Raw genomic sequence first — 11,679 nt, 5'->3', positions numbered from 1 at the left:
TCACCTCACTTAAAATCTTCTATTTGACTTCCATCTAAACAAACAGGTTATGAAGTCATATCTCTTTTCCAAAATCCCATTAATATCTTTTTTATGTTTTTCAATGTTCTTCGGCTTTGCTCAAGAGACAGAGAAGAAAGGAATGACCCCAGACGAGAAAAAAGTCTATGTAGATAAAAGGGCTGGGGAAGAATACAAAAACATTGAAGCTGCTTTTCTAAATATCTTTCGAAAAGCAAACCTTGCCTACAAAAATTCAAATCCGCAGACCTGTGATGCTTTCAGTTATGTAAAAAATCTAAAAGAGGATCGCTTTATTACCGAAGGTTTCCGTTCCGAAACTATTCTCTCCTTTCAAAAGATGTTCGATTTGTTTGCCGAAGAAAACAGAAAAAACCTGATAGGCAGTCTCATGGATGAAGACAAAAAAAACCTTGAGATTGATATTGACAAAGGCGGTTTCAAGACACTTTTAGATAAACTTTTAGGTGCCTCAAGTAATTCAAAAGACTTTCCCAACTTTGTTTCCTTATTTACCGGACAAGACATTGGAGATATAAGTAAGAACGATTTAGCGTATTTAAAAGTTCAATATGACAAATCAAAGGGGTTAAGAGCCGCTCACCTATATAGTGCCTACCAATATGAAGATTATATCGAATATCCCAGAGAAGACTGCGGGGTACATCTTAAAAACACCATTAGGGAAACCAAGAAAAAATACCCAAATTCGGAATGGCTATTCACTTCGGAAATAACCTACAACTGTGGTTGCCAAGAAGGTTCCGATCAAACCACATTGAATAAGGCAGCATATAAATATACTGGTAAAGTAACTTCACTTTCAACCGCCGCAGATATTGTTTTTAGCACTAGTGTTTCAGACCCAAAATTGTCTATAGGTAATGTAATCTGTTGCCCTGAAAAAAAGGAGGAGGATAACAAAATAGGTCATGCAACAGAATCAAAAAATCCTTGGGCGATTTCGGGTGAGGCCTCGGTGGCTCTTCCAATTGGCGATGAAGCTGATTTTGTTGGAGTTGGGGTGGGTGCAACTTTAGTTGCCTCCCACTATATAGGTGATAACTTCGCTATTGGCGCTTCGGCGGGTTATCTGCGATACTCCGGAAAAGAAACCGACTTTGGTTTTGAGACCGAAGGTGAAAGCTTTATCCCGCTTAAGGTCTTAGCTGCCTATGATTTAAGCAACGCTTATGGTGTAGAAGCTGGTTTAGGCTATGCCCTTTCGGCAAGCGAAGGGGGAGAAGGTGGTCTTATGTATAGTGCTGGGCCTTTTTGGAGACCTTTGGAAACTCTTCTGATTGTCCTAAACTATGTGAACATTTCTTTTGGAGAAGGCAGTTTGGGCGCAGTAATGTTAGGCGGCCGTTTTTCGCTCTCAAAAAAATAATGCTAAAGCAATTTTGCTTTCCAACACTCCTTGGTTTTAATCCAAACCATCCGAAAGTCAAAAATTTTAAGTGATTCTATAATAACCAAAATTCAACAACATGAAACCCACATTACGTAATTCCATTATTTTGTTTTGCATCTTGTTATTTGCCTTTGTCACCGTTTCCAACGCACAAAGAAAAGGGCAAAAAACGCAAGACGTTCCCATATCCGTTTCTGCAATTACAGAAGATGATTTAGATAAATCACATGACGATTTAAAGGATATATTTTACGCAGGAGTTAGCATTGGTGTACCCTCTGGAAGTTTAGGTGATGCCAGTTCATTTACGTACGGCGCAATTGCAGGTTATTCCTTTGGGGTTTCTAAACGTTTAGGTTTAGGTCCTGAAGTTAACTACACTCACTTTGTTGGAAAAGATCGGGATTTTGGAGATATGACAATTGAAGGAGAAGGATTTGATTTTGCTGGACTAAGTGCAAGGGCAGATTATCATTTTAATGACAAATTTGGAGCAGGTGCCAATGTAGGATACGGCACTTATTTAGAGGAAAATTCAGATTTTGAAGGGTACTATACTGTTGGGCTTAGATGGAGACCAGTACCAGGGCTTGTTATCAGGCCAGAAATTACTTTCGGGGATGACAGGGAACAATATAGTGTTAGAGTTTACCGTACATTCTAACCTTTACCAAATGTGTAGGCTTAGTGTTAGTCGATATCAAACATTTTTCCTAGATATACCAATTTATGCCCTTCTCCATTAGGGGTAAAGTCTTTACTGTTGGCGGGGATTATCTGTATACTTCCATCCGGTGATTTGGTGAACACTGGAATGACATCGTTGTCTTTTTGGGTAATGTCAATGAGGCCATCATAATGTTGCTTGTCCTTTAGACTGATTTCATGTATTGCTGGATACTTGCGCACGGCATCCATTAATTTCATGAAGTCATCATTATGGGAAAAAAGACCTTCCTCCGGGTTATTTTCCGGGTTGTTCATCTCTTCGGTATTTACTAATCTAAATGCTCCATTCTCCCCAAATTGCTTTTTAAACTTGTCAATTGCAAATTTGTTAATATCAGAATTTCCCGTAAGCGCCATTAAATAGCCCATGTCGTTCAATTCAATGTTATCCGCCAAAGAATCCGAATAAATGTTAGCTGTCATAGCTTCTAATCCTAAGCTTTGTGCCTTCTCCACATTGGTCTGGTTGTTATCAATAAGCACAACATGTCTATTGTTCTTTTTTAGGTAGTTGCCTATTAATCTTGATACTTTGGACGCACCAATAATTAGTATTCCTTCGGACTTTGTTAAAAACACTCCTATCAATTTTGCAAAAAGTCTCGCTGTAGTAGCGTTTAATAGTACCGTTCCCAAAACAATCATAAAAACCAGGGGCGTAATATACTCCGCGCCAGGCACTCCTTTTGCCAATAACTTAGATCCGAATAAAGAAGCTATACCCGCAGCAACAATACCTCTTGGCCCTACCCAGCCTATAAATAGTTTCTCCTTGAGTTTTAAACCTGACCCATGTGCGCTTAGAAAAACACCAAGTGGCCTAACGATAAAGACAATTACAGCAAAAAGTATCGCGGTATTCCAATTAAAAATCAGCTCCATATCACTAACGTTGATATTTGCTGCCAGCAAGATGAAAAGAATAGATATAAGTAAAACACTCAAAGATTCTTTAAAGTAAAGTAGCTCTTTAAGATTGGGTAAGTTCATATTGCCCATAACCATACCCATGACCACTACGGCCAAAAGCCCAGATTCGTGTGCAAAAACATCTGATTCCACAAACACAAGAAGCACAACAGAAAGCGATACTACGTTCATTAGATAATGTGGAATCAAGTCTTTTTTAATGGCAAAAGCCAAAGCATGGGCAAACGTAAATCCGAAAGTAGTTCCAAAAAGTAAAATCTTGCCAAATTCAACTAAAGCTGTTTGTGTAAAGGCGCTGCCCTCTCCTACACTAATAAACTCAAATACCAATACCGCAACTAAAGCCCCTATTGGATCTATAAGAATTCCTTCCCATTTTAAAACGGCAGAAACATCCTTTTTAAGTGGAATATTTCTAAGAATTGGAGTAATTACAGTTGGCCCGGTGACAATGATTAAAGCGGAAAAAAGAAATGAAATTTGCCAAGTAAGTCCAAAAATATAATGTGCTGCAACTCCAGCTCCAAAAAAAGTTACAATAGAGCCTATCGTAATTAATTTTGTGATAACTGGGCCAACATTTTTAATCTCGGCTCGTTTTAGGGTAAGCCCTCCTTCAAATAGGATAATACTAATGGCCAAAGAAACAAAGTAATACAAACCATCACCTGGGAAAAGTCCTTTTTCCCCATTCCATATCGGCTCAATTAGTTTTGCCCCATCTTCAGTGTACAAGGTTGCAATTGGACCTACCAAGAGACCAATCAATATAAGAGGTAAAATTGCGGGCAATTTAAAACGCCACGCCACCCATTGTGCAATAATTCCAAGAATAATTATTCCTGCAAGTTCAAGCATTGCTTTAGTTTTCTTGAAATTTACTGTTTTTCTTTCATATTTTAACTAATCTGGGCACGCAGTTCTACTCTTTATACATTATGTACTATATTGGTGTTCCATCTTACTAAAAATAGTGTCTTTGAACAACCCGTTTAAAACAGTTTTATTTGGATTTGCATTTTCTCCCACCTTGAAAACCAACGTGTTGGAAACCTCAAGAATTGCCCATTTTTTTGGAGCGAAGCTCATTTTGCTACATGTAGGCAGTAAATCTGAAGAAAAGGAACGGAAAATTCATGAAATTCTATCTCATATCGAGCACAAGAATCTTGAGATTTCCATTCAATGGAAAACTGGAAAGCCTGATGAAGTGCTATTGGAAACTTGCAAAAGTTCTGGTATTGACCTTCTTATTCTTGGGGCGGTTCAACATGAAAACCTTTACCAGTTTTATGTGGGCTCCATTGCAAGAAAACTAACACGTAAAGTTTGTTGTTCCGTGTTGTTGCTCATAAAGCCTTCAGAAGAAAGAGTTCCTTGCAAACATGTAGTGGTTAATGGGCTGGAGGATGAGGAAACGCCTTTTGCTATTTCCAATGCTTTTTATGTTTCTCATGCCTTGGGTGCTAAACAGCTTACCATAGTTGAGGAAATTAGGCAAAAGGAGGTCGCGGTTGATGTAGAAGATGATAAATCATTAAAAAGAGTAACCATATTAAAGGAAAGACTAAAAAACAGGGAGGATTCCAGAATCCGAAAGATTCTAAAATCCATTCCTAAAGAATTTCTGGAAGAATTAAAAATAAAGACTCAGAGTATTTTCGGAAAAAGAGGGTATTCCATTGGTCATTATGCTGAAGTTGTTCGTGCTGATCTATTGGTAATGAATGCTCCAAAAAAAACTGGGATAATGGATCGGATTTTCCCGCATGATATTGAATACATTTTGTCTGATTTACCAACCGACCTTCTAATTGTTAGAAAAACCAATTGACTCCAAAAACCAACCATAACAATATATTTATTAAGGAACTGCCAAAGAATTTTTTCTCAGGCTTTGTAGTTTCCTTAATTGCCCTTCCTTTAGGGTTGGGGTTGGCCATTGCAAGTGATGCCCCGCCCATTTCTGGAATTATTGCGGCCATAGTTGGCGGTGTTGTAGTTGCCATAATTGGGGGTTCCAATGTTACCATCACAGGGCCAGGAAACGGATTGGTCATTGTTCTTTTGGGAGCAATTACGACCTTGGGCGCAGGAGACCTGTACCAAGGGTATCTGTTTACTCTCGCAGCCATTGTAATTTCTGGAATATTGATGTTGCTCCTTGGTTTTTTAAAAATGGGAAGGCTGGCTGACTTTTTCCCAGCCTCCGCTATTGAGGGCATGCTGGCTGCTATTGGTTGGGGCATTTTTGCCAAGCAATTTCATATTATGATTGGGCATAACAATGAGCACGGTAGCATTGTAAAATTGCTCGCTCAAATTCCAAGCGGATTGACGGATCTGGTTCAAAACGGTTCCATGGAAGAAATGGTAGCGGCTGGGATTGGCATTATCAGCCTTCTGATCATGATTTTCTATTCGAAAATTCGGAATCCATACTTTCAGTTGATTCCCGCTCCTATGTGGATATTGATTCTTTCCGTTGGTTTTAGTTACTCTTTTGGATGGTTGAACCTTCCTTTTCCAATGGACTCATCTTACCTTATTTCTATACCAGAAAATGTGCTGTCCAACCTTGCTTTTCCCGATTTTTCAAAAGCCCTGCAAAAAGATTTTATCCTTAGTGTATTTGCCATTACCCTTATTGCTAGCATAGAATCTCTTTTAAGTATAAAGGCCGTGGACAAACTGGATTCACAAAGCAGGAGGTCCAATGTGAACAAAGACCTCAAGGCCTTAGGACTGGCTACTTCATTAAGCGGTTTGGTTGGGGGGCTTAATGTGGTCACCGTTATTGCTAGAAGCTCGGTAAACGTAAATAATGGTGCTACCAACAGGTCTGCCAATTTTTTTCATGCTTTCTTTCTGGTTGTTTTTATTTTGTTGTTTCAAGAGCAGCTCAAAAAAATTCCATTGGCGGCACTTGCGGCCATTTTGGTATATACAGGTTATAAATTGGCCACACCCAAAACATTTCGCAAAGTGGCAAAAATTGGCAAAGAGCAAATCGCCATTTTCTTGGCTACTCTGTTGACCACGCTTTTCACCAATTTAATTACTGGAATAAGTGTTGGTATTTTATCTACTATGGTCATTCATATGATCATCAATAAAAGTTCACTTTTATTCTTGACCAATGTCTTTAAGCCAAACGTACTCTTGTTTCAAGAGCATGAGGAGAAAACATATTATGTAAGCGTAAAGTACTTCTGTAGTTTTCTCAATTTTTATAAGCTTAAAAACAAATTGGATGCCATCCCAGAGGATCAAAACGTAATCATAGATTTTTCTGTCTGTAGTTTTGTGGACCATACTGTTATGGAAGGGTTGGAAAATTATATGGACACTTTTTTTAAAAAAGGTGGAAGTATAGAAGTTATTGGTTTGGATAAGCATGGTGCGGATTCTAAACACCCCTTTGCAATAAGGAAAATACTGCCTTTAGAAAGCCTAAAGCCTATAGAAAAATACTTTACCCGAAGACAGGCTAACCTAAAAGCAACGGCACTTGAATATGACTGGTCCTATGAAGCTAAGAAAAGTGTAAAAACAAAGTTTTTATCAAACTTTATCTTTTTTAAAACACGTGAGATAAGTTATTTCTATAATAAGCTTATTGATGAAAAAGATAATTGTTCCGTCTTTGATGTTGAATTTACCGAAGGCGCATTTGTAGCAAAAGAAGTGGTAAAAACAACCGTTATGTACATTGCTCTTCCAGATCAACTCCCGGTTTTTTCATTAGATAAAGAAGGGCTCTTGGAACGAATCTACAAGCTAGCGGGCTTTAAGGATATTTCTATTAAGAACCACCCTGACTTTAACCGCCGTTTTTTTCTTAGTGGTGAAAAAAAGACAGAAATACAGGCTTTGTTCCATGATGATCTGATCTTCTTCCTAGAGAGCAATCCATATTATCATATTGAATCAAATGGGGATTCGTTGTTAATCCTGAAAAAAGAACGTTTGTTGAGCGTTCAAGAAATAAAGGCCATGATTTATTTTGGACAACAACTTCAAAAGCTCCTAAAGCATTCTTTGGTGCCTTAATTTTGTTAAAATAGGGCTAATAAACATGTGTTTGTAAGCCATTTGCGTTTGTCTTTTCTTATTTTGCACGCCATTTCCTTTTCTGAATGACTATTTATCCCGTTGAGACCGGTAATTTTAAGCTAGATGGCGGCGCCATGTTCGGTGTAGTTCCTAAATCCATTTGGAACAGAACAAACCCAGCGGACTCCAATAATATGATTGATATTGCCGCAAGATCCCTTCTTATACAAGATGGTGATAGGCTTATTTTAATAGATAGCGGAATGGGAAACAAACAATCAGAAAAGTTTTTTAGCTACTATTATCAATGGGGCGACCATTCTTTGGATAATTCTTTAAACGAGTTAGGTTTCCATAGGGATGATATTACAGATGTCTTTATGACCCATCTCCATTTTGACCATTGCGGAGGAAGTGTACAATGGAATCATGATAGGACAGGGTATGAGCCTGCTTTTAAAAATGCTCGTTTCTGGACCAATCAGGCACATTGGGAATGGGCAACAAATCCAAATGCCCGTGAAAAGGCTTCTTTCTTAAAAGAAAACCTGTTGCCCATGCAAGAAAGCGGCCAGCTTCATTTTGTACAACGAAATGACTCATCTTTTCTAGAAAAATCAGAACTTGGGTTTGGTATTCTTTTTGTAGATGGACATACAGAAAAGCAAATGCTCCCTCATATCAGCTACAAAGGAAAAAACATCATCTTTGTCGCTGACCTCATTCCAACGGTTGGGCATATTCCATTACCTTATGTAATAGGTTACGATACCAGGCCGTTGTTAACATTAAATGAAAAGGCTAAATTTTTAAATAATACCGTTGAAAGCAATTCTTTTCTGTTCTTTGAACATGATGCTCACAACCAACTTTGCACTTTAAAACATACTGAAAAAGGAGTGCGATTGGACGAATTGTTTTCTTTCAATGAAATATTCAAACCGCAATAAATTTTTACATTTTTACAAAATAGTATTTATGACTCGCAGATATATCAAACTTAATTTCACATTACTTTCAGCATCATTGTTCTTAATGGGTTGTGGCGCTACGTCACTTGTTTCTACGCCAGTAGAAAACATAGATGCCGTACCCCTTAAGGTTTCAGAGCTTACTGAAGCTCAGAAAAAAACTTGGGGACATGCCGATTTGATTACTGATACCATACCAGGTATGAGCGTAGACAAGGCGTATAAAGAAATCATCAAAAACAAAAGCGGAAAGACCGTAATTGTTGCCGTAGTTGATTCTGGAATGGACCTGGAACATGAAGATTTAAAAGATGTATTGTGGATCAATAAAGGAGAGCGCCCAAATAACGGCAAAGACGATGATGGCAATGGGTATATAGATGACATTCATGGCTACAACTTTTTAGGTGAGGCCTATAATGAGCAGTTGGAATATGTGCGCATGCTACGATTAAATGTGGGGGATGCTTCATTAAGGGCAAAAGCTAGATTAAAGTTAGATGAGGAGTACCCAAAAGCACTTCAGAACAAACAACAGTACGAGCAAATTTTCCAAGTAGTCAAAAGTGCGGATGAAGCTGTAAAAAAAGAATTGGGAAAAGATTCCTACACCAAAAAGGACCTAGCTGCCATTGAGGCCAAAACCGAAGAAATGCAACAGCATCTTGCAGTTTTAACACAGATGTTCTCTTATGGGGACGGTATTCCAAGTGTGATGGAAGAGCTTTCTGAAGGCATTACCTATTTTGCCGATCAAGTAAATTATAACCTTAACAAAGATTTTGACGGTAGAACTCCCGTTGGCGACAATCCTTATGATCTATCTGACAAGTCCTACGGGAATGGAAATCCAAAAAATAGGGTAAATACGGAAAGTCATGGAACTCATGTCGCTGGAATTATTGCTGCAAAGAGAGACAACGGAAAAGGTGTTAACGGTGTTGCCAAGAATGTAAAATTGATGAGTGTTAGAGCGGTTCCAAATGGCGATGAGTATGACAAGGATATTTCATTGGCAATTCGTTATGCTGTGGATAATGGAGCTAAAATCATTAATTGTAGCTTTGGAAAATCTTATTCTCCAAATGCGCAATGGGTCTACGATGCCATTCAATATGCCGCTTCAAGAGATGTGCTGATTGTTCATGCTGCGGGCAATGATGGTGACAACTTAGACAACCCAGAAAATCCCAACTACCCAAATGATCATAAATACGGAGGCTCTGAGTTCGCAAATAATGTGATAACCGTTGGTGCGTTGGCCAGCAGCTATGGTTCTAAAATGGTCGCTTCTTTTTCCAATTATGGAAAACAAAACGTTGATGTTTTTGCCCCTGGAGATGGTATCTATTCTACACTGCCCAACAACACATATGACTTTCAAGGTGGAACTTCAATGGCTGCTCCGGCAGTGGCTGGTGTTGCTGCGTTAATCAGGTCTTATCACCCACAGCTATCAGCTTCTCAAGTAAAGCAAATTATCATTCAATCTGGGTTAAGTTCAAAAGCTTCAGTGATTGTGTCTGGAGATGCATCCAACGCAACGACTTTTGATAAAGTTTCTAAATCAGGAAAAATGGTCAATGCCTACAATGCGCTTCTAATGGCAGAAAGCATTTCAAAAGGTAAAATGACCTTAAACAATAATACAAAATAGCATGAATAAAGTACGTTTCGTCTTTTTTACAATCTTAGCAGGTGTGTCCCTTGTTTCAGGACAAAATAATGATTCCTATTGGCAACAACATGTAGATTATGTCATGGATGTTCAAATGGATGTTGATACGTATCAATATACTGGAACACAAAAACTCACATATACCAACAATTCCCCAGACGCTTTGGATAGGGTGTATTACCACCTTTATTTTAATGCTTTTCAACCAGGAAGTGAAATGGATGCCAGGTTGCAAAGCGTTAAAGATCCTGATGGTCGAATGATGGTCGATGGAAAAAGTAGGATTGCCGCTCTTTCTGAAAGTGAAATGGGCTATTTACACGTACAGTCCTTAACCCAAGATGGAAGCGCTGTTTCTTTTAATGAAGAAGGCACCATTTTGGTTGTAGATTTAGCAAACCCTATCCCATCAGGAGGAAAAACAGTTTTCTCCATGGAATTTAAAGGTCAGGTTCCGTTACAAATAAGGCGCTCTGGAAGAAACAACAGTGAAGGTGTTGCTCTTTCTATGAGCCAGTGGTATCCAAAACTCTCTGAATACGATTTTGAGGGCTGGCACCCAAATCCCTATATAGCCCGCGAATTTCATGGCGTTTGGGGAGATTTTGATGTTACGTTGACCATTGACAAGGATTACACCGTTGGCGGGTCTGGGTATCTGCAAAATCCACAAGAAGTTGGTCATGGATATGAGACACCTGGAACCAAGGTAAAGACAAAAGGGAAAACATTGACTTGGCACTTTAAGGCGCCCAATGTGCACGACTTTATGTGGGCAGCTGACCCAGACTACATTCATGATACATTAAAAATGAAAGACGGGCCTACCCTACACTTTTATTATAAAAATGATCCTGAAATTCTAGAAAACTGGAAAAATCTACAACCAAAAACTGAGGAAGCTATGAGGTTCTTCAGTAATAATATTGGAAAGTACCCTTATGATCAATATTCCGTGGTACAAGGTGGTGATGGGGGTATGGAATATGCTATGAGTACGCTAATCACTGGAAAACGTCAATTTTCCAGTCTAGTTGGTGTTATGGTTCATGAAATGGCTCACTCTTGGTTTCAACATATTTTAGCCACTAACGAATCCAAACATGAATGGATGGATGAGGGTTTTACTACTTTCATCAGTAGTTTATGTATGAACGAAGTCATGGAGCAAAACAAGGAAAACCCTTTTGATGGTTCCTACAAAGGATATTATGCTCTGGTCAATTCAGGTATGGAGCTTCCGCAGGCAGCGCATGCTGATCGCTACACCACTAATTTTGCTTATGGTATTTCCGCATATAGCAAAGGTTCCATTTTTCTATCGCAGCTAGGTTATGTTATCGGACAAGATAAATTGATGGAAACCATAAGAAAGTATTATGCTGATTTTAAGTTTAAGCACCCTGTGCCCAATGATATTAAACGAACGGCTGAAAAAGTTTCAGGACTAGAGCTGGATTGGTACTTAACAGATTGGACGCAAACTACCAACACTATTGATTACGCTATAAAAAGTGTAGCAGCAGAAGGAAACAAAACTAAAGTTGTTTTAGAACGACTTGGAGATATGCCAATGCCTTTAGATTTATTGGTTGTTGGTGCTGATGGTAATCAGGAGACCTATTATGTTCCTTTGCGCATGATGCGAGGAGAAAAAGCAAATCCATACCCTGCTTTAAAAAGAACTGTTGTTGAAGATTGGGCTTGGGCTTATCCCACATATGAGTTTGTCATAAATAAACCTATAGGTGAGATACAGGCAGTTGCGATTGATCCTTCCCTGTTAATGGCGGATATTAACCCAGAAAATAACGTGTATCAGCCAGAATAATTCAAATTGGTATTTAGTTGAACGGGCTGCTTTAAAAGTATCTTTGTTC

8 protein-coding genes are annotated in these 11,679 nt (G+C 38.7%); 7 read left to right on the top strand and 1 reads right to left on the bottom strand.

Annotated elements, in window-relative coordinates; translation table 11 throughout:
* The first annotated feature begins 49 nt into the window (after positions 1-49).
* Positions 50-1,411: a hypothetical protein gene (locus tag LV704_RS08945; protein WP_163420713.1), complete on the top strand. Its 1,362-nt coding sequence runs from the start codon at positions 50-52 to the stop codon at positions 1,409-1,411.
* Between the two features lie 100 nt (positions 1,412-1,511).
* The gene (locus LV704_RS08940; protein ID WP_163420714.1) at positions 1,512-2,099 is read left to right on the top strand and encodes an outer membrane beta-barrel protein; all 588 of its coding nucleotides are present in this window, start codon (positions 1,512-1,514) and stop codon (positions 2,097-2,099) included.
* Positions 2,100-2,125: 26 nt separating this feature from the next.
* On the opposite strand, the gene LV704_RS08935 is transcribed toward LV704_RS08940, so the two are convergent.
* Positions 2,126-3,952 carry a sodium:proton antiporter gene (locus LV704_RS08935; RefSeq protein ID WP_163420715.1) on the bottom strand — a complete coding sequence of 609 codons (1,827 nt, stop codon included), beginning with the start codon at positions 3,950-3,952 and terminating at the stop codon, positions 2,126-2,128.
* A 112-nt stretch (positions 3,953-4,064) separates the two neighbouring features.
* Between LV704_RS08935 and LV704_RS08930 the strand changes: the two genes are divergently transcribed.
* From LV704_RS08930 to LV704_RS08910, 5 genes are all read left to right on the top strand, one after another.
* Positions 4,065-4,928 (top strand): universal stress protein, encoded by an 864-nt coding sequence (locus LV704_RS08930; RefSeq protein WP_163421837.1) that lies wholly within the window; start codon positions 4,065-4,067, stop codon positions 4,926-4,928.
* Positions 4,925-7,147 carry a SulP family inorganic anion transporter gene (locus LV704_RS08925; RefSeq protein ID WP_163420716.1) on the top strand — a complete coding sequence of 741 codons (2,223 nt, stop codon included), beginning with the start codon at positions 4,925-4,927 and terminating at the stop codon, positions 7,145-7,147. The genes LV704_RS08930 and LV704_RS08925 overlap by 4 nt, the downstream gene beginning before the upstream one ends.
* Before the next feature lie 86 nt (positions 7,148-7,233).
* Entirely contained in the window at positions 7,234-8,100 is an 867-nt protein-coding gene (locus LV704_RS08920; protein ID WP_163420717.1) for an MBL fold metallo-hydrolase, read from the top strand.
* Positions 8,101-8,128: 28 nt separating this feature from the next.
* The gene (locus LV704_RS08915; protein WP_163420718.1) at positions 8,129-9,778 is read left to right on the top strand and encodes a S8 family peptidase; all 1,650 of its coding nucleotides are present in this window, start codon (positions 8,129-8,131) and stop codon (positions 9,776-9,778) included.
* A gap of 1 nt (position 9,779) precedes the next feature.
* Positions 9,780-11,630 carry a M1 family metallopeptidase gene (locus LV704_RS08910; protein WP_163420719.1) on the top strand — a complete coding sequence of 617 codons (1,851 nt, stop codon included), beginning with the start codon at positions 9,780-9,782 and terminating at the stop codon, positions 11,628-11,630.
* Positions 11,631-11,679: the final 49 nt, after the last annotated feature.

Origin of the sequence: Flagellimonas sp. CMM7 (assembly GCF_021390195.1) — a bacterium.
GTDB lineage: Bacteria > Bacteroidota > Bacteroidia > Flavobacteriales > Flavobacteriaceae > Flagellimonas.
This window is presented reverse-complemented; position numbering and strand designations above follow the sequence as displayed.